Annotated in this window: 22 protein-coding genes; 14 read left to right on the forward strand and 8 right to left on the reverse strand. The window is 73.5% G+C overall.

Translation table 11 applies throughout. The annotated features are described in order from the left end of the window. The first annotated feature begins 132 nt into the window (after positions 1-132). The 5 genes from ACZ7EC_RS02065 to ACZ7EC_RS02085 all read left to right on the forward strand — a co-directional run bounded on the left by ACZ7EC_RS02065 (position 133) and on the right by ACZ7EC_RS02085 (position 3,934). Positions 133-1,638 carry an MFS transporter gene (locus ACZ7EC_RS02065; protein ID WP_471056474.1) on the forward strand — a complete coding sequence of 502 codons (1,506 nt, stop codon included), beginning with the start codon at positions 133-135 and terminating at the stop codon, positions 1,636-1,638. Positions 1,639-1,833: 195 nt separating this feature from the next. Beyond that, positions 1,834-2,025: a hypothetical protein gene (locus ACZ7EC_RS02070; protein WP_471056477.1), complete on the forward strand. Its 192-nt coding sequence runs from the start codon at positions 1,834-1,836 to the stop codon at positions 2,023-2,025. Positions 2,026-2,053: 28 nt separating this feature from the next. Next, positions 2,054-3,049, forward strand: a complete 996-nt coding sequence (locus ACZ7EC_RS02075) for an iron-containing redox enzyme family protein (protein WP_471056481.1) — start codon at positions 2,054-2,056, stop codon at positions 3,047-3,049. A 14-nt stretch (positions 3,050-3,063) separates the two neighbouring features. After that, positions 3,064-3,738, forward strand: a complete 675-nt coding sequence (locus ACZ7EC_RS02080; RefSeq protein WP_471056488.1) for a HemK2/MTQ2 family protein methyltransferase — start codon at positions 3,064-3,066, stop codon at positions 3,736-3,738. After that, entirely contained in the window at positions 3,719-3,934 is a 216-nt protein-coding gene (locus ACZ7EC_RS02085; RefSeq protein WP_471056491.1) for a CDGSH iron-sulfur domain-containing protein, read from the forward strand. Before ACZ7EC_RS02080 ends, ACZ7EC_RS02085 begins: the two co-directional genes overlap by 20 nt. A 215-nt stretch (positions 3,935-4,149) precedes the next feature. Here ACZ7EC_RS02085 and ACZ7EC_RS02090 read toward each other — a convergent pair whose 3' ends face one another. The 3 genes from ACZ7EC_RS02090 to ACZ7EC_RS02100 form a co-directional block, all read right to left on the reverse strand. Next, a complete protein-coding gene (locus ACZ7EC_RS02090) occupies positions 4,150-4,584 on the reverse strand; it encodes a protease inhibitor (RefSeq protein WP_471056495.1) in 435 nt (144 codons plus the stop codon). A 435-nt stretch (positions 4,585-5,019) separates the two neighbouring features. Further along, positions 5,020-5,397 carry a toxin Doc gene (locus ACZ7EC_RS02095; protein WP_046426714.1) on the reverse strand — a complete coding sequence of 126 codons (378 nt, stop codon included), beginning with the start codon at positions 5,395-5,397 and terminating at the stop codon, positions 5,020-5,022. A 3-nt stretch (positions 5,398-5,400) separates the two neighbouring features. Further along, a complete protein-coding gene (locus ACZ7EC_RS02100; RefSeq protein WP_471056499.1) occupies positions 5,401-5,640 on the reverse strand; it encodes a hypothetical protein in 240 nt (79 codons plus the stop codon). Positions 5,641-5,808: 168 nt separating this feature from the next. Between ACZ7EC_RS02100 and ACZ7EC_RS02105 the strand changes: the two genes are divergently transcribed. Continuing rightward, the gene (locus ACZ7EC_RS02105; RefSeq protein ID WP_471056502.1) at positions 5,809-8,187 is read left to right on the forward strand and encodes a SpoIIE family protein phosphatase; all 2,379 of its coding nucleotides are present in this window, start codon (positions 5,809-5,811) and stop codon (positions 8,185-8,187) included. Between the two features lie 46 nt (positions 8,188-8,233). Here the strand turns inward: ACZ7EC_RS02105 and ACZ7EC_RS02110 are convergent, their stop codons facing one another. Then, on the reverse strand, positions 8,234-8,782 hold the full coding sequence (locus ACZ7EC_RS02110) for an RNA polymerase sigma factor (protein WP_471056505.1): 549 nt from the start codon (positions 8,780-8,782) through the stop codon (positions 8,234-8,236). Positions 8,783-8,828: 46 nt separating this feature from the next. Between ACZ7EC_RS02110 and ACZ7EC_RS02115 the strand changes: the two genes are divergently transcribed. The 4 genes from ACZ7EC_RS02115 to ACZ7EC_RS02130 all read left to right on the forward strand — a co-directional run bounded on the left by ACZ7EC_RS02115 (position 8,829) and on the right by ACZ7EC_RS02130 (position 12,934). Further along, positions 8,829-10,214, forward strand: coding sequence for a serine/threonine-protein kinase (locus tag ACZ7EC_RS02115; RefSeq protein ID WP_471056508.1), 1,386 nt, complete (start codon positions 8,829-8,831; stop codon positions 10,212-10,214). Between the two features lie 159 nt (positions 10,215-10,373). After that, positions 10,374-11,072, forward strand: a complete 699-nt coding sequence (locus ACZ7EC_RS02120) for a DUF4232 domain-containing protein (RefSeq protein ID WP_471056511.1) — start codon at positions 10,374-10,376, stop codon at positions 11,070-11,072. Positions 11,073-11,173: 101 nt separating this feature from the next. Beyond that, positions 11,174-12,427 carry an SLC13 family permease gene (locus ACZ7EC_RS02125; protein ID WP_471057808.1) on the forward strand — a complete coding sequence of 418 codons (1,254 nt, stop codon included), beginning with the start codon at positions 11,174-11,176 and terminating at the stop codon, positions 12,425-12,427. A 15-nt stretch (positions 12,428-12,442) separates the two neighbouring features. After that, on the forward strand, positions 12,443-12,934 hold the full coding sequence (locus tag ACZ7EC_RS02130) for a universal stress protein (protein WP_471056514.1): 492 nt from the start codon (positions 12,443-12,445) through the stop codon (positions 12,932-12,934). Positions 12,935-13,027: 93 nt separating this feature from the next. Here the strand turns inward: ACZ7EC_RS02130 and ACZ7EC_RS02135 are convergent, their stop codons facing one another. Then, positions 13,028-13,996 (reverse strand): aldo/keto reductase, encoded by a 969-nt coding sequence (locus tag ACZ7EC_RS02135; RefSeq protein WP_471056517.1) that lies wholly within the window; start codon positions 13,994-13,996, stop codon positions 13,028-13,030. 101 nt (positions 13,997-14,097) lie between these two features. On the opposite strand from ACZ7EC_RS02135, the gene ACZ7EC_RS02140 reads away from it, so the two are divergent. Next, positions 14,098-14,904 (forward strand): endo alpha-1,4 polygalactosaminidase, encoded by an 807-nt coding sequence (locus ACZ7EC_RS02140; protein WP_471056519.1) that lies wholly within the window; start codon positions 14,098-14,100, stop codon positions 14,902-14,904. A gap of 139 nt (positions 14,905-15,043) precedes the next feature. Next, entirely contained in the window at positions 15,044-15,901 is an 858-nt protein-coding gene (locus tag ACZ7EC_RS02145) for a hypothetical protein (RefSeq protein WP_471056522.1), read from the forward strand. Here the strand turns inward: ACZ7EC_RS02145 and ACZ7EC_RS02150 are convergent. The 3 genes from ACZ7EC_RS02150 to ACZ7EC_RS02160 form a co-directional block, all read right to left on the reverse strand. After that, positions 15,898-16,440 carry a flavoprotein gene (locus tag ACZ7EC_RS02150; protein ID WP_471056525.1) on the reverse strand — a complete coding sequence of 181 codons (543 nt, stop codon included), beginning with the start codon at positions 16,438-16,440 and terminating at the stop codon, positions 15,898-15,900. The two genes, ACZ7EC_RS02145 and ACZ7EC_RS02150, sit on opposite strands and share 4 nt — an antisense overlap. Positions 16,441-16,504: 64 nt before the next feature. After that, positions 16,505-17,281 carry a thioesterase II family protein gene (locus ACZ7EC_RS02155; RefSeq protein ID WP_471056528.1) on the reverse strand — a complete coding sequence of 259 codons (777 nt, stop codon included), beginning with the start codon at positions 17,279-17,281 and terminating at the stop codon, positions 16,505-16,507. Continuing rightward, on the reverse strand, positions 17,278-18,276 hold the full coding sequence (locus tag ACZ7EC_RS02160) for an LLM class flavin-dependent oxidoreductase (RefSeq protein WP_471056531.1): 999 nt from the start codon (positions 18,274-18,276) through the stop codon (positions 17,278-17,280). Before ACZ7EC_RS02160 ends, ACZ7EC_RS02155 begins: the two co-directional genes overlap by 4 nt. Before the next feature lie 348 nt (positions 18,277-18,624). Between ACZ7EC_RS02160 and ACZ7EC_RS02165 the strand changes: the two genes are divergently transcribed. Beyond that, the gene (locus ACZ7EC_RS02165) at positions 18,625-19,494 is read left to right on the forward strand and encodes an AfsR/SARP family transcriptional regulator (RefSeq protein WP_471056535.1); all 870 of its coding nucleotides are present in this window, start codon (positions 18,625-18,627) and stop codon (positions 19,492-19,494) included. Positions 19,495-19,887: 393 nt separating this feature from the next. Then, on the forward strand, positions 19,888-21,342 hold the full coding sequence (locus ACZ7EC_RS02170; protein ID WP_471056538.1) for a flavin-containing monooxygenase: 1,455 nt from the start codon (positions 19,888-19,890) through the stop codon (positions 21,340-21,342). Positions 21,343-21,347: the final 5 nt, after the last annotated feature.

A 21,347-nucleotide genomic window follows, 5' to 3' on the forward strand; every position in this document is an offset into this window, starting at 1 on the left:
GCCGGCCCTCGCCGGCTTCAGCGAAACGTTGCCGTTTCGCTGGAGCTGGTCTAGGCTCGATGCGTACGAAACCGTTTCGTTTATGTAAACCGTACGACTCGCACGTGAACGACTTCCCTGGAGTGGTTCCCCATGTCCCAGAAAACCCTGTCCGACGCGCCCCGCACGGGGGCCGGGGCGGCAGCACCGGACGACGCCTCGCCCCGGCGGTGGTGGATCCTCGCGGTCATCGCCGTCGCCCAGCTGATGGTGGTCCTCGATGCCACGATCGTGAATATCGCCCTGCCCTCCGCCCAGCGCGACCTGGGCTTCTCCGACGGCAACCGGCAGTGGATCGTCACCGCCTACGCGCTGGCCTTCGCCTCGCTGCTGCTGCTCGGCGGCCGCATCGCCGACCTGTTCGGCCGCAAGCCCGCCTTCCTCGTCGGCGTGGTCGGCTTCGCCGGAGCCTCCGCACTCGGCGGCGCCGCGAACGGCTTCGCCATGCTGGTCACCGCCCGCGCCCTCCAGGGCGCTTTCGGCGCGCTCCTCGCCCCGGCCGCGCTGTCGCTGCTCAACACCACCTTCACCGAGGCCCGCGAGCGGGCCCGCGCGTTCAGCGTCTACGGCGCGATCGCCGGCGCCGGCGGCGCGGTCGGCCTGCTGCTGGGCGGGCTGCTCACCGATGCCCTGGACTGGCGCTGGACGCTGTACGTGAACGTGGCCATCGCGGTCATCGCCTTCGCGGGCGGCTGGATCCTGCTCGGCAACCACCGCGACGCGGGCCACGCCAAGCTGGACGTGCCGGGCACCGTCCTGGTCGCCGCCGGACTCTTCTCCGTGGTCTACGGCTTCTCCAACGCCGAGACCCACCACTGGAACTCCCCGCTGACCTGGGGTTTCCTGCTCGCCGGCGCCCTGCTGCTCACCGCGTTCGGCTGGTGGCAGACCCGCGCCGCGCACCCGCTGCTGCCGCTGCGGATCCTGCTGGACCGCGACCGGGCGGCCTCCTTCGTCTCGGTGCTGATCACCGGTGCGGGCATGTTCGGCGTGTTCCTCTTCCTCACCTACTACCTCCAGCTCAACCTCGGCTTCAGCCCCACCAGGACCGGTGTCGCGTTCCTGCCGATGGTCGGCGCGCTGATGGTGGCCGCGCAGCTGGGCACCACGCTCCTGGTGCCGCGCCTCGGCCCGAAGGCGGTCATCCCGCTGGGCTTCGCCATCGCGATGGCCGGCATGGCCTGGCTGACCGGTATCGGCCTCGGCTCGCACTACAGCGGCGCCGTGCTGCCGCAGCTGATCGTGACCGGCCTCGGCCTCGGCCTGGTGATGCCGCCCGCCATGCAGCTGGCCACCGGCGGGGTCGCCGCCGAGGACGCGGGCGTGGCCTCCGCGAGCGTCAACGCCATGCAGCAGGTGGGCGGCTCGGTCGGCACCGCCCTGCTCAACACCCTCGCGACCAGCGCCGCCACGCACTACCTGAGCGGCCGTGACGCCACCAGCAAGCTGGTCCAGGCGCAGGCCACGATCGAGAGCTACACCACCGCGTTCTGGTGGTCGGCGGGCTTCTTCGCCGCGGGCACGGTCCTCGCCTTCCTGCTCTACCGGCGCGGCGTGCCGCGGCAGGAGGCGGGCGCGGCGCCGGTCGTCCACATGTGAGACCGGCCGGCCCGGCAGAGCCGCCGAGGGCCCGCCCGATCCGGTCCGGGGAGGGGCCGCCGTCCGCAGGGAGACGGCGGCCCCTCCCCCGTGCCCGGCCAGGCCGGGACCCAGGCGTGATCCCGGCGGGTCCGGGTACCGGGAGCGGGTCAGGACGCCCCTTAAGGGGACGACCACCTACGGGAAGGAGACGCCATGTCCGGCGGGGACGAGCACGGCAAGCGGCCCGAGACGGCGCTGGAGGAAGTGGTGCACGAGGCCGAGGAGGCCGAGCTGCGCGGCGAGAAGGGCCGGGGCGGCGGCGAGGCGGGGGACGCCATCTCCCCGAACACCGGCGCCCAGGAGCAGTCGAGCGGCGACCGCACGACACCCGGACGGCACCACTGACCTGCCCGGATCCGGGTACCTGGCCACCATGAACCCACGAGGACCCGAGCTGCCGCCCGCACGGGGGCCACTGTCCGCGGCGCTCATCGCCCATCTGAGCCGCACCGGACCGCTCCCCGACCCCGCCGACTGCGGGGACCCGTACGCCGACGACCCGCAGCTCGCCCTGTACCTCTGCTACGAGCTGCACTACCGCGGCTTCGCGGGCGTGCCCGCCGAGGCCGAGTGGGATCCGGACCTGCTGCGGGTGCGCGCCGCGCTGGAGCGGCGCTTCCTGGCCGCGCTGCGCGCCGACACACCGGGACACGAGAGCCTGGACGACGCGCTCGGCGCGCTCCTGGTGGAACCCGCCGAGGGCACGGGCGTCACCCATTTCCTGTGTGCCGAGGGCGAATCGTGGCACCTGCGCGAGTACGCGGCGCTGCGCTCCCTGTACCACCTGAAGGAGGCCGACCCGCACGCCTGGGTGCTGCCCCGGCTGTGGGGCCGGGCGAAGGCGGCGATGGCCGCGGTGGAGTACGACGAGTTCGGCGGCGGCCGGGCCGAGCGGGTGCACGCGCGGCTGTTCGCGGAGCTGATGCGGGACCTGGGCCTGGACACCGCGTACGGCCGCTACCTGGACGCGGCGCCCGCCGAGATGCTGGCCGTCGTCAACCTGATGTCCCTGTTCGGTCTGCACCGAGCCCTGCGCGGCGCCCTCGTCGGCCACTTCGCGGAGGTGGAGATCACCTCCTCCCCCGGCTCCCGGCGGCTCGCGGAGGCGCTGCGCCGCACCGGCGCCGGGCCGGCCGCGCAGTTCTTCTACGACGAGCACGTGGAGGCGGACGCCGTGCACGAGCAGGTGGTCCGGCACGAGGTGATCGGCGGACTGCTGGAGGAGGAACCGGAGTTGGCGGCGGACATCGCCTTCGGCATCGACGCGACCGAGTACCTGGAGGGCCGGCTCGCCCGGCGGCTGCTCGGCGACTGGCGCGCGGGCCGCTCGGCGCTGCGCGTCCCCCTTGAGCAGCCGAGCGCCGCGTGAACCATATTTCCGTAATGTACGGGTACTCGCGGAACGTGATCGCTTTGCTGCTTCCGGGCGTCTACGCCCCACAGGATGACACCGCACTGCTGGCCGAGGCCCTGCGCGAGGAGACGCTCCGGGCCGGGGCGCGGGTGCTCGACGTGGGCACCGGGAGCGGCGCTCTGGCGCTCGCGGCGGCCCGGCGGGGCGCCGAGGTGACCGCGGTGGACGTGTCCCGGCGGGCGGTGTGGACGGCCCGGCTGAACGCGCTGCTGTTCCGGCTGCCGGTGCGGATCCGGCGCGGCGACCTCTTCGCCCCCGCGCACGGGCAGTCGTACGACCTGATCCTCGCCAACCCGCCCTACGTCCCGGCTCCGCACGGCGGGCGCGGGCCGCGCGGCCGGTCCCGTGCCTGGGACGCGGGCCACGACGGGCGGCTGCTGCTGGACCGGATCTGCCGGGGCGCCCCCCGGCTGCTGGCGCCGCGGGGCGTGGTGCTGATCGTGCAGTCCGCGCTGAGCGATCCCGATCGCACACTGGAACTGCTGCGCGAGGCCGGTCTGAAGGCGGCGGTGGTGCGGCGGCGCTGGATCGCGCTCGGCCCTGTGCTGCGCTCGCGGGAGGAGTGGCTGCGCCGGCGCGGGCTGCTCGCACCGCACGAGAAGACGGAGGAGCTGGTGGTGATCCGTGCCGAACGAATCCGCTGACCGCGACCGCGAGTCCGGGCGGGCCCGCCGGATCACCGTGCAGCGGCGGGGGCCGCTGCTCGTGGAGGGTCCGGTCGAGGTCGAACTGGAGGACGGTACGACGGTGTCCTCCGACCGTTTCCGTGTCGCTCTGTGCACCTGCCGGCGCAGTCGCCGCTACCCGTGGTGCGACACCAGTCACCGGCGCAAGGCCTGAGCACCGTTCGTTTTTCGCCGCTCCCCGGTAGGCCCCCCACGGGCCTGTCCGGGGAGCGGCTCTGTGTGCCGGCGATCCGGCGGGCGACCCCACTTCGCCCGGCGGTCCGGCGCGAGATCGCGGGTTCCCCGTTCCGAGAGGTCCGCACTCCCCAGTCACGGTCCTGATCCGGTGTGTACGGAGACCCTGCGATCCCGGTCCTCGGGCAGCTCCCGCTAGAACGCGAAGAGGCTGCCGCCGACGGCGTCCCGCTCACAGGAGTTGCCGAACGTGCGCTCGTAGGAGACCCGCTTTCCCTGCCACACGCCCTCGGCGGTGACGACCACGGGGTCGTACAGCTTGTTGCACCAGACGCCCTCGCGGGCCTTGAGGGCCGTGAAATCACCGCCCACTCCACGCAGTTCGGCGCACGCCTCGGCGGCGGCCGGGTGGGTTCCGGAGGCTGACGGGGCGCAGGTGAGGGTGACGGCGCGTTCCGGGGTCGCGGTGGCCGCGTCGCCGCCGTGGCCGATGGTCAGCACCAGCGCCGAGGGGGCGTAGAGCGAGGCCGGGGCGGCGTCCGGGGCGGCGACGGCGGCCCCGGTCAGGGGTCCGCAGACGGCGACGGCCGTGAGGCCGAGGGCCGCTGCCCAGCGCGCGGTGTTCCGCATGGTGTGCATCCTTCCGCTCGAACTAGACGGGTGCCGGTTCCGTTTCCGGTGGGACGTCGGACCGGCGAGCGCCACTCTGCCGAGTCCCCGCCGGAAACACACATCGACCCCACAGGTTTCGGTAACATTTCGTGTTGAAGCAGTGGCGTGAAGTCACGGAATTCGAACGCCGGAGGCCTGGAACTGGGCGGTGGCGGCCCTGCGGAAGTCGTCAATTGGCTGAAAATCAGCGGTTATTTAATCGTCCGGAAACATTCCGACACGGCCGCCCGGAGCCCCCTTCATGACTCCTTGTGTTCACCCGGTGATCACCACGGAGCGATGGCACGAGGGCGCGCACGGCGCCGGGGGCGAGGACGGCTGAGGACGAACGGGCCGGACCGTGACGGGAGATGGCCGGGCCCGGACGCCGACTGCCGCCGCCGGGCCCGGCGTTCAGATCTGCCAGGAGCGGAGCCGGTCCGCGGCGCCGTACACGTCCGTCTTGCCGGAGATCAGGTCGCGGGCGAGGTCCACCAGCGCGCCGTACGGCGGGTCGATGCCGGCGCCGCTGACGAACATGTAGGCGACCGCGGTGGCGCAGGCGAAGCGGGCGTTGGCCGCGGGCAGCGGCTTGAGCAGGGCCAGGGTGTGCAGCAGGGCGGCGGCCCGCCAGGCGGGGTCGGAGTCCACGCCGAGCCGGGGCGGATCGACCCGGTGCCGGGCGACGGCGGCCACCAGCGCGGAGAAGTCGTCCACCGCGGGCTGCTCGGGCAGGACCTCTTCATGCCGCTGGAGCAGCCACGGGACATCGATGTGGATGACGGGCGGCATCACTCAGGCGGCCTGGCCCCGTGCGGGCGGCTCGTCCTCGGGGAACGCGGCGGCGAACTCCTCGGCGTGCGCGGTGAAGAAGCTGCGGAACGCCGCGGCGCCCTCCTTCAGCGCCCGGTGCCGGGCGATGTCGGCGGCGGCGGCCTCGCGGACGAGGGCCTTCATCGACGTACCGCGCTCCTTGGCGATCTGCCGCAGGTCCTCTAGTTCCCGGTCACTGAACTCCACGTTGAGAGCTGGCATGGCCAAACCGTACCGCTCGGGTACTCACCCGTAAATATCCGCAGGTCACCTCGCATCCCGTGCGGTACCGGCCGGGGCCCGGCGTCCGCCGGGGTGCGGGAAGCACTAGGCTGGGGTCGCGAGGGGTGCCACCTGTCGACTGTGAGTGTGCGCTTGGGAGCGGCGACGATGAGCCGGGTCTATCCGTTCGACGAGGCGGCGACGGCCCGAGCTGTCATCGATGACGACGGAACACTGATCGAGTGGAACGAGGGCGCGCGGCGCCTGCTCGGCCACCGGGCCGACGCGGTGGTGGGCCGCCCCGCGGCGAGCCTGCTCACCGGGCCCGCGCCCGTCCTGCCGCGCGGCTCCCGCTGGCACGGCATGCTCGCCGTACGCCACCTCGACGGCCACAGCGTCGACGTATGGCTGCTCGCCCGGCACCGCCCGGCCGCCGACGGCGCGGGGAGCCGGTGGGTCCTGGTCGCCCCGGTGCGCCGTACCGGGCCGCCCGCCGCGGACGATCCGCTGGGCGAGGCGGGTCTGGTGCAGTCGCCGTGCGCGACCGCGGTGTACGACGAGGAGCTGCGGCTGCTCCGGATGAACGACGCCATGGCCGAGGTCTCCGGGCTGCCGGAGGACCACGCGCGGGGCCTGCGCTTCACGGAGCTGGTCGACGGGCCGGAGAGCGAGGAGCTGGCGCGGGGCATGCGCGAGGTGCTGGACACCGGCCGGCCGCTGGACGTGCAGACGTTCATGCGGGCGGGCGGCGAGAGCCGGGCGCACGCGTGGCTCGCCCGGATGGCGCCGGTGAAGGACCGCGCGGGCCGGGTGCGGGGCGTGTGCCTGGCGGCGCACGACGTCAGCGACAACCACCGGGCGCGGCAGCGGCTCCAGCTGGTCAACGAGGCGAGCGTGCGCATCGGCACCACCCTCGACGTCACCCGCACGGCACAGGAGCTGGCCGACATGTGCGTGCCGGCGCTCGCCGACTTCGTCACCGTCGACCTGCTGGACCCCGAGGAGTACGGCGGTGAGCCCCCGGCCCGCGTCGCCACCCCGGTGACGCTGCGCCGGGCCGCCCACCGCTCCGTCCTCGATGGAGTGCCGGAAGCGGTGATGCAGGCGGGGCAGACCGAACGCTATCCGGGCGGCTCCCCGCAGGCGGACTCGCTGACCGCGGGACACACCATCATCGCCTCGAAGTCCGCGGGCGACACGCATCCCTGGATGAACTGGAACAGCGCCCGCACCCGGCAGGTGCGGGCCTTCGGCATCCACTCCACGATGTCGGTCCCGGTGCGGGCCCGCGGGCTCACCCTGGGGGTCGCGGTCTTCGTACGGCACCGGCATCCGGACGGCTTCGACTCCGACGACCGGCTGCTGGCCGAGGAGATCACCACCCGCGCCGCCGTCTGCATCGACAACGCCCGGCGCTACTCGCGGGAGCGGGAGACCGCCCTCGCCCTGCAACGCAGCCTGCTGCCCCGCACCTTGCCGCGCACGGCGGCGCTGGAGGCGTCCTCCCGGTATCTGCCGGCGGCGCGGGCGGGGGTGGGCGGTGACTGGTTCGACGTGATCCAGCTGTCGGGGCTGCGGGTCGCGATGGTCGTCGGGGACGTGGTCGGGCACGGCATCCAGGCCTCGGCCACCATGGGGCGGCTGCGCACCGCCGTACGCACCCTCGCGGACATCGACCTCGCGCCGGACGAACTGCTCACGCACCTGGACGACCTGGTGGTGCGGCTCGCCGAGGAGGCGGGCGGCGACGGCGGCACCGGCGAGGTCGGCGCGACCTGTCTGTACGCGGTCTACGACCCGGTGTCGCGCCGCTGCACGCTGGCCCGCGCCGGGCATCCGCCGCCCGTGCTGCTGCCGCCCGGCGGCAGCCCGCACGAGCTGGAGCTGCCCGCGGGGCCGCCGCTGGGCCTGGGCGGGCTGCCGTTCGAGTCCGCCGAGGTGGAGCTGGCGGAGGGCACCGTGATCGCGCTGTACACGGACGGTCTGGTCACGTCGCGGGAGCGGGACGGGGACGCCGGGCGCGCGCTGTTGTTCCAGGCGCTGAGCGCGGGCGCCGGTTCGCTGGACGTCTCCTGCGACCGCGTCCTGCGCACCCTGCTGCCGGCCGGCGGCGCCGCCGACGACGTGGCGCTGCTGCTCGCCCGCACCCAGGGCCTGCCCGCCTCCCGCGTGGCGACCTGGGACATCCCGGCGGACCCGGCGCTGGTCGCGCCGATCCGCAAGCAGGTGGTGGAGCAGCTGGACACCTGGGGGCTCGGCGAGGCCGCGTTCACCACGGAGCTGGTCGTCAGCGAGCTGGTCACCAACGCGATCCGCTACGGCGCCCATCCGATCCGGCTCCGGCTGATCCATGACGCGGCCACGCTGATCTGCGAGGTCTCGGACGCCAATCCGACCGCCCCGCACCTGCGCCGGGCCAAGACGTTCGACGAGGGCGGCCGGGGGCTGCTGCTGGTCGCCCAGCTCACCCAGCGCTGGGGCAGCCGGCACACCACCGACGGCAAGACGATCTGGGCCGAGCTGCCGCTGTTCGAGGAGGAGCGCTAGGGCCTTTCTTCCGGATCAGGTTCCGGAAGAAGGGGCCTGGACGCCGTCACAGGCCGGTGAGCCAGGGCCGTACCTGCTTGCGGGCCTCGTGCAGGCGGGACTTGAAGGTGCCGAGCGGGATGCCCGCGCGTTCGGCGGCCTCGGCGTAGTCCAGCTGGCAGATGTCCCGGTAGACCAGCGGCGCGACCAGCTGCGGATGTTCCCGCTCCAGCCGCTCCAGCGCCTCCAGCAGGTCCACCCGTGAGCCGGCGATGACGCTGGTGGTGCGCGGGTCGACGGCGTGCGCCGGCTCGATGGCGGCGGGCTGCTCGGCGGCCCGCCGCTTCAGCTCGCGGTACTTCTGCCGGCAGCAGTTGGCGACCACGGTGTACAGCCAGGTGCCGAAGCGGCTGCGGCCCTCGAACGTGCCGATGTGCCGGGCCACTTGGAGCAGCACGTCCTGTGCGGCCTCCTCGGCATCCTCCCTGCAGGGCAGGAAGCGTCCGCAGCGGCGTACGACGTCGGGCCGCAGCTCGGTCAGCAGCCGCTCCAGGGCCGCCGGGTCCCCGGCGGCGGCATACCGGGCGAGCTCCTCCACCGGCGCCTCGTCCCGCACGTCACAGCCCCCTTCGAGTCGATCTCAGGGCAGGCATGATAGTCGTATGCACTCCCTGGAGCGGATCGGCCGCTACCGCCTCGAACGGCCGCTGGGCACCGGCGCCTTCGCCACCGTGTGGCTCGCCCACGACCCGGAGCTCCAGGCACCGGTGGCCGTGAAGGTGCTCGCCGAGAACTGGTCGCACCGGCTGGACGTCCGGGACCGCTTCCTGTCCGAGGCGCGGCTGCTGCGCCGGGCCGGCTCCAGCCGGGTGGTGCAGGTCTACGACATCGGTGAACTCCCGGACGGCAGGCCGTACTTCGTGATGGAGTACGCCGACGGCGGCACCCTCGCCGGTCTGCTGCGGAACGGCCCGCTGCCGGTGCCCGAGGCACTGGCGCTGACGGCGCAGGCGGCGCGGGCCGCCGCCGCGCTGCACGAGGCGGGGATCGTGCACCGCGACATCAAGCCGACCAACGTGCTGCTGCACACCGCCCCGGACGGCACCCGGCGGGTGCTGCTGGCCGACCTGGGGCTCGCCAAGAGCCTGGCGCAGGGCTCGGTGCTCACCCTGGCGGCGGGCTCGGCGGGCTACCGGCCGCCGGAGCAGGCGGAGCCGGGCGCGGGCATCGACGAGCGGGCCGACGTCTACAGTCTGGGCGCGGTCGGCTACGAGCTGGTCACCGGCAGCGTGCCGGGGCCGCCCGGCAAGGTGGTGCCGCCCGCGCGGCTGCGGCCGGACCTCGGCGACGAGGTGGCGCGGGCGCTGCTGCGGGCGCTGGAGCCGGACCGGGCGCGGCGCTGGCCGGGCGCGCGGGAGTTCGCGGCGGAGCTGGACCGGCTGGCGGCGGCGCCGCGGCGGGAGCGGCGGTGGCTCGACCGGGTCCGCGGCCGGCTGAACGCGGTGACGCTGTCCGTGGCCGCGCTGGCCGCGGCCGTGGTGGCGGCCGTTGCGGTGACCGTGCTGCCGCACCACGGCGGGGCCCCGGAGCAGCCGCGGGTGGCGGACGCGAGCGGCAGGGTGAGCGTGCGGGTGCCGGCGGCCTGGGACCGCGAGCTGCGCGACGGCGGCTGGAACCCGCGGGCGCTGGGTCTGGGCGCGGGGGACGAGCCCGGCCTGGTGGTGGCCGACGACCTGGCCCGCTGGCCCGATCCGGCAGCCCCGGTCGACGGTGTGTTCGTCGGGGTCAGCGCGCACGGCGATGTCACCGCACGAGTGAGGGCGCTCACGCACACCGGCTGTCACTACACCGGCAGCCACGCCTTCCGCGGCCCCGACTGGCACGGCCTGGTGCGGGCCTGGAGCGGCTGTCCGGACGGTGGTTCGATCACCGAGTCCGCGCTCGTCCCGGCGGGCGGCGCCACCGAGCCGCAGGTGTACATGCAGCTACGCCAGCGGGGTGACGGCGACGCCACCGATGGCGTACTGCGCTCTCTGCGGGTGCGCTGAGGGGTGAGGAGAGGGTCGGGCCGGGTCCGAAGCGGGAAAAGGAATCCCCGTGTTCCGAACTTTTCCCACGGTCCGTGCATCGGAGTGGGGTGACGGCGCACTCGGCACCGTAGGCACGCGTCCGTCGCGTGCCCCGACCAACCAGGAGTGTTGAGCGACATGGTGTACACCCCCCGGTCCGCGCGGCGCGGAGCCCTGTTCGCGGGCTCGGTCGCCGTGCTGGGCCTGCTGACCGCCTGCGGCAACGGCCAGACCGTGCACAGCAGTGCCCCCATGACGTCCTCGGGTACGGCGGCGCCCGCGACCGCCGGCTCCTCACCGGCGGCCACCGGCACCACGACCGCGTCCTCCCCCGGCACCTCCGCGCCCACCGGCGCCCCCTCGTCGGCGGCGACGCGGGCGTCCGACACCTCGGGCGGCGGCCGGACCGCCGCGGCGAGCACCCGCTGCCACACCTCCGAACTGCGCGCCTCGGTGGGCCGCAACGATCCGGGCGCCGGGCAGGAGAACTTCCCCGTGGTGCTCACCAACACTTCGGGCCGCACCTGCACGGTGCGGGGCTTCCCCGGCGCGGCCTTCGTGAGCGCCTCCGGCGGACAGCTCGGCCCCAACCCCGGACGGGAGTCGGGCTCGTCGAAGACGGTCACCCTCAGGCCCGGCCAGAGCGCGTGGGCCGGGCTGACCTTCTCCAATCCGGGGGTCAGCGGCGCGAAGACGGCCCGGCCGGCGGCGCTGCTGATCACCCCGCCGGATGAACGCGACCATCTGAAGGTGACGTGGACGGGCGGCGAGGTCCCCGTCTCCGGCAACTCCTCGGCCGTCTTCCTGACCGTGCTGAGCCCCGGCACCGCGCCCTGACGCCGTCCGCCCCGGCCGTCGCCGTACGGCCGGGGCGTCCGCTCTCACGTGCGGGTGTTTTCATGGACGGGACAGCCTGACCACATCCGGAAGGACGCGCCCTGAACAGCCCGCTCGCCGAAGCACTCGCCGCCGTACTGCTCGTCGCGGTGCTCGTCTTCGCCGTCGTACGCCCCTTCGGGTGGCCGGAGGCGGTGATGGCGGTCCCGGCCGCGGGGATCGCGATCGGCACCGGCGCCATCTCCCTCGACCACGCCCGCGCCGAGGCCGAGCAGCTCGGCCCGGTGGTCGGCTTCCTCGCGGCGGTGCTCGTGCTCGCCCATTTCTGCGCCGTGGAGGGCCTGTTCCGGGCCTGCGGGGCGTGGATGGCCCGCTGGGCGGCGGGCCGCCCGGTGCGCTTGCTGACGGCGGTGTTCGTGCTCGCCTCCGCGATCACCGCCGCACTCAGTCTGGACGCCACGATCGTGCTGCTCACCCCGGTGGTGTTCGCCACTGCCGCGCGCACCGGCGTACGCCCCAAGCCGCATGTGTACGCCTGCACGCATCTGTCGAACACGGCGTCGCTGCTGCTGCCGGTGTCCAATCTGACGAACCTGCTGGCCTTCGCGGCGAGCGGGCTGAGCTTCACCCGGTTCGCGGCGCTGATGGCGCTGCCGTGGCTGGCGGCGATCGGCGTCGAGTACCTGGTGTTCCGGCGGTTCTTCGCCGGTGACCTCGCGGCGGCGGCTCCGGCGGGCCGGGACACGGGCGAGCCGCCGGTCTTCCCCCGGTTCGCGCTGGTGACCGTCGCCTGCACGCTGGCCGGGTTCGTGGTGGCCTCGGCCTTCGGTGTGGAGCCCGCCTGGGTGGCGGCGGCCGGGGCGCTGGTGCTGGCCGGGCGGGCGCTGCTGCGCCGCGAGGCGACCCCGCTCGCGGTGGTGCGGGCGGCGGCCCCGGCGTTCCTCGCGTTCGTCCTCGCGCTGGGCATCGTGGTGCGGGCGGTGGTGGACAACGGGCTCGCGGATGTGCTCGGGCACGTGGTGCCGGGCGGCACCGGGCTGCCCGCGCTGCTGGGGACCGCCGCGCTGGCCGCCGTCCTCGCGAACGTCGTCAACAACCTGCCCGCCGTCCTCGTCCTGCTGCCGCTCGCGGCCCCGGCCGGTCCCGGTGCGGTGCTCGCGGTGCTGCTCGGGGTGAACATCGGCCCGAACCTGACCTACGCCGGGTCGCTGGCCACGCTGCTGTGGCGGCGGATCGTGCACCAGCACGAGCACGGCGTGAACCTCGGCGAGTTCACCCGGCTGGGTCTGCTCGCCGTGCCGTCCTCCCTCGCGGTCGCGGTGGTGGCACTGTGGGGGTCGCTGCACGTTTTCTGACGGGAGGCCGATCCGATGCGGGTGATCGCCTGGCTGGTCGAGGGCACCTGGCCCGCCTGCGTGGACGCCGTGCGCACCCATGCGCCGGAGTCCGCCGAGGTGGTGCTGCTGCACGTGAGCGGGCCCGATGTGCCCGGCGTGGCGCACGGCGCGTTCGCGGGGCTGCTGGGCCGGGGGCACCGGGAGCGCGATCCAGGTGTCCTGGTGGAGGAGTTGGGCAATTCCTCGGCGGCCGAACTGCTGGCGGCGGCGGCCGAGCGGCTCGGCCGGCCCTGTGTGCGCGAGGAGCGGGCGGGCCGGGTCGAACGGGAGGTGGTGGCTGCCGCGGAGAGCGCCGATCTGCTGGTGCTGGCGCGCGACGGGGACCGCTCCCGGCTCGGGCCGCGCAGCCTCGGCCCGGCGGTCCGCTTCGCCGTCGACCACGCCCCCTGCCCGGTCCTGCTGGTCTGGCCCGAACCGGCGCCGGGCCTCGCGACGATCCCGCCTCCGCCGCCGCACCACCCCTGAGAACGACCGCTCCGCTGCGGGAGTCGCCGGGCGCGGGGCCGGGCGGCACGGGGTTTCGCGCCGCCCGGCCCACCGTCCGGTCCTTCGCGGCGCTCAGTGACCGCTGATCGCCCGCGGTGTGTACGGCCGCTCCAGCTCCTCGATCTCCTCGTCGCTGAGGGTGAGTTCGACGGCGGCGACCGCGTCCTCGATGTGCCGGGGCTTGCCGGCGCCGACGATCGGGGCGGTCACGGTGCTCTGGTGGAGCAGCCAGGCGAGGGCCACCTGGGCGCGCGGCACCCCGCGTTCACCGGCGATCCGGGTGACGGCCGCCACGATCTCGCGGTCGCCCTCCTGGTACAGCTTGCTGCCGAAGTCGTCGTGCTCGCTGCGCTCGGTGACGGTGCCCCAGTCGCGGGTGAGCCGGCCCCGCGCGAGCGGGCTCCACGGCAGCACGCCCACGCCCTGGTCGGCGCAGAGCGGCAGCATCTCCCGCTCCTCCTCGCGGTAGAGCAGGTTGTAGTGGTCCTGCATGGAGACGAACCTCGTCCAGCCGTGCCGCTCCGCCGTGTACTGGGCCTTGGCGAACTCCCACGCGTACATCGAACTCGCTCCGATGTAGCGGGCCTTGCCCGCCTTGACCACATCGTGCAGTGCCTCCATCGTCTCCTCGACGGGCGTGGCGTGGTCGAAGCGGTGGATCTGGTAGAGGTCGACGTAGTCGGTGCCGAGGCGGCGCAGGCTGTGGTCGATCTCGGTCATGATCGCCTTGCGGGACAGCCCGGCGCCGTTGGGGCCGGGCCGCATCCGGCCGTGCACCTTGGTGGCCAGCACGATCTCGTCGCGGTGCGCGAAGTCCTTGAGCGCCCGGCCGACGATCTCCTCGCTGGTGCCGTCGGAGTAGACGTTGGCGGTGTCGAAGAAGGTGATGCCCGCCTCCAGCGCCTGCCGGATCAGCGGACGGGCGGCCTCCTCGTCCAGGGTCCACGCGTGGTTGCCGCGCTCGGGCACCCCGTAGGTCATGCAGCCCAGACAGACACGCGACACGTCCAGGCCCGTCGAACCGAGCTTCACATACTGCATCGTTGCTGCTCCTGCCTTCGGGACGGGTGATCACCACCGAGCCTACGACCTGGCCGGGCACCGGCTTGACTGTCCGAGCGCGTCAACGCTTTGATCCTGGCATGTTCCGCGCCGCACCATTCGTCGTCCTGGCCGTCACCGTCTCCCTGCTGACGGGCTGCGCCGCCACCGGAGGGGATGACGGCGCGCAGCCGCCCTCGGTGCGGCTGCCGCCCCGGCACGCGGGGTTCGACTACCAGATCGGCGGCGCCTACCCCCCGCCGTCCGGCGTCCGCATCGTCAGCCGCGACCGGTCCGACTCCCCCGCGCCGGGCCTGTACAACATCTGCTACGTCAACGCCTTCCAGGCCCAGCCCGCCGAACGCGCCTCCTGGCCCCGCGACCTGCTGCTGCGGGACAAGCACGGCAAGGTGGTCATGGACACGGACTGGAACGAGGCGCTGCTCGACATCGGCACCCCGGCCAAGCGCGAGCGGGTGGCGCGGCGGGTGGACTCCTGGATCGACGGCTGCGCGCGCAAGGGCTTCGACGCCGTGGAGCCGGACAACTACGACAGCTACACCCGCTCCCGCGGACTGCTCACCGCCTCGGACGCGACCGCGTTCATCGCCCTGCTCGCCCGGCACGCGCACGACCGGCACCTGGCCATCGCGCAGAAGAACACCTCCGAACTCGCCGACCGGCGGGGCCGCGCCGGACTGGACTTCGCGGTGACGGAGGAGTGCGGGCAGTACGACGAGTGCGGGGTGTACGCGAAGGCGTTCGGGGACCGGGTGGTGGACATCGAGTACACGGCGTCCGGACTGCGCAAGGCCCTGGCCGGCTGGGGCAAGCGGCTGAGCATCGTCCGCCGCGACCGCGACGTCTCCACACCGGGCACCGCGGGGTACGTACGGGCGGTGCGCTAGAGGCCGCCGGGGCGGAAGGGTTGCTGCCCCCAGGTGACCGTTCGGCGTGGGAGGCGACGGGCGGTCGTACCGTCGGACGATCCTCATGGGCAGGCGACCGGCGACCGGCCGGTCACGACCGCCTCCTGGGAGGAACGCGGTGCCGACTCGTCCGACCACCCTGAGAGCACTGGCCGGGGCGGCGCTGCTGCCCGTGGCCCTCGTCACCCCGGCCTGGGGCCACCCGGCCGCGGCCCCCGTCCCGAAGGCCGAGGATCCGGCCACCCTGTGCGCGGTCGCCGGGACGCTGCGCGGCGACCACGGGGAGTACGCGCTGGTCAACCTGTGCGCGGGCAGCGGCACCCCCCAGTTCGCCGTCTCCGCCCCGGCGTCCTGCGGCCGCGCCGGCACCCGCGCCCGCTACAGCTGCCGCACCAACGGCAGCTGGACCGCCAAGCGCTCCGGGAAGACCCTGGCCGGCGGCATGCTGCCCGGTTCGGGCGACTATCCGGGGCCCGGTACGTACGACATCACGGCCACCGTGCGGGTACGGTCCGCGCCCTCCGGGGTGGACCTCACGGGCGAGGTGCGGGCCACCCTGACGCTCACCGCCCCCAAGGCGCCGCCCACGCACGCCATCACCGTCGACCGGACGACGCTGCGCCGCGGCACCACGACCACGCTGACCTACACGGTGCGCCGGGACAGCGCGGAGGGCGACGGCAGCGCCCGGTTCGGGCTGATCGGCGAGGCGGGCAGCGGCGTGCGGATCGCCACCGCCGACGCTCGGTGCGTCAACCCGCTGGTCGGAAAGTACCCGGCGAAGACCCGGCTGCCGTACTCCCTGGACTGTGCGCTGACCGAGCTCCAGCCCGGTCACCCGGAGCAGGTGCGGGTCCGGATCAGCGTCGGCGCCACCTGCTCCACGGTGGTCTCCAAGCTGGGCTACTGGATGCCGGACGGCCAGGCGCTGTACACCGGCGGCATGCTGGAGGGGCCCAAGCTGACCTGCTCCTAGGAGCGCTCCAGCAGGTCCAGGGCGCTCGTCCAGGGGAACGCCGGGCGGCGCCCGCCGGGGTCCGGCTCGCCGGTGTACCGGGCCCCGAAGCGCACCCCCATGCCGCGCAGCCGTTCCAGGCTGTCCCGGTAGGCGGGGTGGGCGGCCAGCGCGTCGGCCACACAGGGCAGTACGGCGATGGGCACGCCGAGGCCCGCGGTCTCGCACAGGGTGCTGACGGCGAGGGTGTCGGCGATGCCCGCCGCCCACTTGTTGACGGTGTTGAAGGTGGCGGGCGCGACCACCACGGCGTCCGCCGCCGGGAACGGCCGCGGGTCGGCCGGGCTCCGCCACGCGGACCGCACGGTCCTGCCGGTGAGGGCCCGGACGGCCCCGGCGTCGAAGAAACCGCCCATCGCGACCGGCGTGGCGATGACCCCGGCATCCCAGCCCCGCTCCTGCGCGGCGGCGATCAACTCCCCGACCCCCGCGGCGACACCGGCCGCGCAGACGACGACGTACAGGAACGGCTTCCCGGTTGCCCCGGCGTGTTCGGTCACCCGGAGAGCGTATCGACCGCAGACCGCGCACGGCCGTGCTTGCGGGGTCTCGTCGTGCCGGTCGTCAGATCCGGGCGGACAGGCGGCGCAGATGGCGGTCCAGGCTGTGCTGGAGGGCCGCGGTGTGCTCGAAGAGGTAGAAGTGCCCACCGGGGAACTCGGTCGCGCCGAGGAAGTCGGCCGAGTGGTCCGCCCAGGCGGCCATGGCGCCGGGTGCCACGATGGGGTCGGCGGTGCCGCAGTAGGCCGCGACCGGGCAGGGCGCCGGTTCGCCGTCCTCGCGCAGGCTGCCCGCGGCCAGGAAGTCGGCGCGCAGCGCGGGCATGATCGAGGCGAGGGTGGCCGGGTCGAGCGTCGCACCCTCCGGCATCAGCCCCAACTGGCCGACCCGGTCGAGGAGTTCGGCGTCCGACATGGTGGCGACCCGGTCCAGTTCGGCGGCCGGTTCCAGAGCCGGGGCCCAGGCCGAGGCGGCGAGGAGCGCGGGGGCCGGCAGTCCGTTCCACACGGCGGCCACGGACAGCCGGTAGGCGAGCAGTGCCCCGAAGCTGTGGCCGAACAGAAGATAGGGCCTGCCGTCCAGTTCGGCCTCGAAGACCTCCAGGAGCGCGTCCAGCAGCGGGGCCAGGTCGGCGAACGGCTCCTCGCCCAACCTCTCCTGCCGACCGGGCAGTTGCAGGGTGCGCACGTCCATCGTGGAGGGCAGGGTGGCGGCCCACGCCTGGTAGGCCGGGGCGGTGCCGCCGGCGTGCGGGAACAGGAACACCTGGTGGTCGGCGTGGGGATCGGCCCCGGCGGTGGTGAACCAGCGGGCACGCCGGGTGCTGCCGGTGGCGCTCATGTGCTCTCCTGATCTGTCTGGCGGGCCGTGGACACGAGGACGTCCGCGATCTCCCGCAGGTGTGTCTCCGGCCGCAGCGATCCGATGCGCAGCAGGATGTGCCGGGCGCCCGCCCGCACGTAGTCCGCGAGGCGCTGGGCGCAGTGCTCGCTGGGACCCCAGGCATAGGCGCGCAGGGCCGACATCTGCTCCAGGGCGCGCCCGTAGCAGTGTTCGAGGTAGTCGTCCAGCTCGACCCTGGCGCGCCGCTCGTCCGGGCCGACCGTGACCGTCAGGTACAGGGCCGGGGTCACCGCGCCGGCCCGGCGTCCCGCGCGCCGGCAGAGGTCCTCCAGGCGGCGCCGGGCACCGGCGTAGGACTCGGCCGAGGTGCGGGAGGACAGCCAGCCGTCGTAGAGCCGGGCCGCCCGTTCGAGCGCGCGGGCGCTGTCGGCGCCGGTGGCGAGCCACAGCGGGGGCCCGTCGGGGGCGGCCGGGCAGATCAGCCGGTCCAGGCCCTCCGCCTGCCAGTGCCGGCCCGAGAAGTGGTTGGGCGCGCCGGGCCGGGTACTGCTCCAGGCCGTCCGCCACAGGGCGGTGACCTCGTCGAGGGTGCCGGCCCGGACGGCCGCCGGGTCGCCCGCGCCGGCCGGTTCCCCGTCGGTGTCCGGCACCGGGAAGCCGGACCCGACCCCGAGGACGAGCCGGCCGGAGCTGACGTGGTCCAGGCTGCTGACCATGCTCGCGGCGGTGAGCGGGTGCCGCAGCGCCGGCGCCATGGCCGCGGTGCCCAGCAGTACCCGGCGGGTCACCGCGCCCACCGCGGACAGCACCACCAGGGGGTCGAGCCGCGGGCGCGCGGTGAGCGAGTCGCCGGTCCACAGGGAGTCGAAGCCGAGCTGCTCGGCGCGCCGTGCGAAGTCCAGCAGGGAGGAGGCGCTGTGCTCGCCGAGGATCGCCTGCTCGCGGGTCGGCAACAGGACCCCCACGCGCAGCGGCTCACGGACGGCCCCCATCGGGCACCTCTTTCTCTGGTCGCGGTCGGCGGTACCCGCGATCCAAGCAACCGCACCTGACAGGTTCCTGATCGTGTGATGAAAGAGAGCGCGGCGATGGGAAATCCGCCCGTTCGGTATCTTAACCGGCCGTGGCTGGGCTCGATAATCGGCAGCCTGGCGTAAGGAACGCGCAATCCAGATGTCCATTTTGAACCCATTCACCCCTACATCACCGGCAGAAATCAGCATTGTTGCATTGGACACGCACTGGCTTGGAAGTGACGGCATCTCCTTGTCGATACTTGCGGTTGCGAAGATTACTGGAGTCAATTAAAGGAACCGCGTACGGCACGGCAGGAGGACAAAGTGATCAGCTATTCGCAGTTCGAGGACACACATCCGAACAACGAACAGAGACTGCCTTCCCGGCCTTCGGAGCACAGCGAAGTCCAGACCCGTCCGATGTGCGCGTTCCTCGGCCCCCTGGAGGTGCGCACCGGCGGCCGTACGCACACCGTCGGCGGCAACCGGCAACGCACCCTGCTGGCGGCGCTGCTGGTGAGCCCCGGCCGGCCGCTGGCCGCCGAGCAGCTGTACACCGAGCTGTGGGGGGAGAACCCCCCGCCCACCTTCGAGAACTCGCTCCAGGCCCACGTCTACCGGTTACGCCGGACCCTCCAGCAACTGGCGGGACCGGACGGGCGGGCGCCCGAGCTGCTCACGCGCTCGTCGGGGTACGTGCTGGAGCTGGGCGGCGAGGAGACGGACGCGGCGGCCTTCCGGCGGCTGGTCGGCCAGGCCCGCACCTGCGCCCGGCACGCCCCCGAGCAGGCACACCGCCTGCTCGGCGAGGCGCTGGCACTGTGGCGCGGCGCGCCCTTCCAGGACGTCGCCCAGGGGCCCATGTCGCAGAGCGTGGCGCTGGCGCTGGAGGAGGAGCAGCTGTGCGCGGTGGAGGACAAGCTGTGGCTGGAGATCCAGCTGGCGGACCCGGTGCACAGCATCAGTGAGCTCAAGCGCATGCGCACCATCCACCCCTGGCGGGAGCGGCTGACGGAGATGCTCATGCTGGCCCTGTACCGGACCGGGCGGCAGGCCGAGGCGGTGGAGACCTACAACAGCACGCGGCACCGGCTGGCGAGCGAGCTGGGCATGGAGCCCTCGCTCAAGCTGCGCCAGCGGCTCCAGCAGATCCTCAACCAGGCACCCTCGCTGGACGCCGCCGTACCCGCCTAGCGGCGGCGCCCGAGCGCCGCGGTACCGACGCGACGAGGCTGCGGCAGTACGCCCGGAAAACCGCCGGGGGCGTGCTGCCGCAGCCTCGTTCCGCATTCCCCCGGTGGTCGGATCCGGGAAGTCGGCGCCGCGTCAGCTCCGTGTCAGCGCGCCGCGCCAGACTATTCCCCGCGCATACCCCGCACAGAAAGCCGACAGAAGACCGGAGAGCGCTGTCAAAGCCTTTCCAGGTGCCTTCCTTTCCCGAGTCGGCGAGGGTTACTTTTCTGCATCCTTTTCTATTGCAATTCCTTCGAGCAAATTTTCTTGCCGGTTCATCAGTCATTCTTCAGCCGTCGATCAGCGCACCTGGTCAGGGTGGAGCGCGGAAGAGGCACTACGAAGGGGATGACTATGGACGAGGACTTCGAGATCGTCATCATCGGCGCCGGGATGTCGGGCCTCGGCATGGCCGCCCGTCTCAAGGAGGCCGGCCGGCAGGCGTTCACGGTGCTGGAGAAGGCCGCCTCGATCGGCGGGACCTGGCGCGACAACACGTATCCCGGCGCGGCCTGCGACGTGCAGTCCCATCTGTACTGGTACTCCTTCGGCGAACAGCCCGACTGGAGCCGCACCTACGCCGGGCAGCCGGAGATCCTGCACAACCTCGAACGGTTCGCCGAGAGCCAGGGCCTGACGGAGCACATCCGCTGCGGCACCGAGGTCACCCACGCCACCTGGTCCGACGAGGAGGGCCGGTGGCTGCTGCGCACCGCCCGCGGCGAACAGGTGCGGGCCCGTGTGCTGATCACCGCGTGGGGCCAGCTCAACCTGCCGGCCTGGGCGGGCATCGAGGGGGCGGAGCGCTTCACCGGCACCCAGGTGCACACGGCCCGCTGGCCCGAGGACCTGGACCTGACGGGCAAGCGGGTCGCCTGCATCGGCAGCGCGGCCAGCGCCGTCCAGCTGGTGCCCGCCATCGCCGCGGACACCGAGCGGCTGACGGTGTTCCAGCGGTCCGCCAACTACCTGCTGCCGCGGCAGGACCAGGCGCTGAGCGACGACGAGCGTGCCGAACTGCTCGCCCGGCCGGACCGCTACGCCGCGCTGCGCGAGGGCCTCTACCGCGAGCGCGACGGCTGGGCCGTCGGCCTGCGCGACGACGGCAACCCGGTGCGCGACGAGTTCCTGCGGGTGGCGCGGGAGCACCTGGCCGCGCAGGTCGCCGACGAGCGGCTGCGCGACCGGCTCACCCCCGACTACGCCTTCGGCTGCAAGCGGGTGCTGATCAGCGACGACTACTACCCGGCGGTCTCCCGCGAGAACGTCGACCTGGTCTGCGAGCCGATCACGCGGATCGAGCCGGAGGGCATCAGGACCGCGGACGGACGGCTGCACGAGGTCGACGTGATCGTGCACGCCACCGGCTTCCAGCCGCTCGACCGCACCGGCGGGGCGGAGATCGTCGGCCGGAACCTGCTGACGCTGCGCGAGGCGTGGAAGGAGGGCCCGGAGGCGTATCTCGGCGTGTCGGTCAGCGGCTTCCCCAACATGTTCATGCTGTACGGCCCGAACACCAACCTGGGCCACCACTCGATCCTGTTCATGGTGGAGTGTCAGATCGACTACGTCCTCAAGGCGCTCGGCTCCCTCGACGGCGACCCGGCGCGCACCCTGGACGTCGCGCCCGAGGTGCAGCGGCGCTACAACGAGGAGCTCCAGCGGGACCTCGCGGGCACCGCCTTCGCCGCCGGCTGCGGAAGCTGGTACAAGACGGGCGACGGGCGTGTGGTCAACAACTGGCCCGCCAGCATCGAGGCGTACCGGGAGCGCACCGCCGTCTTCGAGCCGCGGGACTACACCCGCTAGACGCC

It is taken from the genome of Streptomyces sp. NPDC037203 (assembly GCF_055605065.1).